Origin of the sequence: Flavobacterium ginsenosidimutans (assembly GCF_003254625.1) — a bacterium.
In the GTDB taxonomy this organism is placed as follows: Bacteria; Bacteroidota; Bacteroidia; order Flavobacteriales; family Flavobacteriaceae; genus Flavobacterium; species Flavobacterium ginsenosidimutans.
This window is the reverse complement of record NZ_QJRJ01000018.1, coordinates 1-303: the sequence shown is the minus strand read 5'-3', so window position 1 is coordinate 303 and position 303 is coordinate 1. Positions and strand designations below refer to the sequence as shown.

The following is a 303-nucleotide window of genomic DNA, read 5'->3' as shown; positions in this document are numbered from 1 at the left end:
GGATTCCGTCAATTGGCAGCTGTTTGCATCTGCAACAGTTACTGTGTAGGTTCCGGCAGTAAGGCCTGTTGCCACTGCTGCAGTTCCTCCTGAAGGGGACCATGAGTAAGTATAGTTGCCTGAACCGCCAGAGACGGTTACAGATGCTGTGCCTGTCGCTCCGCCATTGCATAAAACATCCGTCTGTGATTTTGACGCCGATAGAATAGGGGGCTCTGCAATGGTAAAGCTTTGCGCAGCCTGGCAATTATTGGCGTCAGTAACTGTTACCGTATATGTTCCCGCTTGAAGACCGCTGGCAGT

The 303-nt window shown here is 51.5% G+C and carries 1 protein-coding gene; it reads right to left on the bottom strand.

What is annotated here, in order from left to right; all coding sequences use genetic code 11:
- Nucleotides 1–303, bottom strand: a 303-nt coding sequence (locus DM444_RS00090) for a SprB repeat-containing protein (protein ID WP_162614872.1), incomplete at both ends; no start/stop codon positions are given.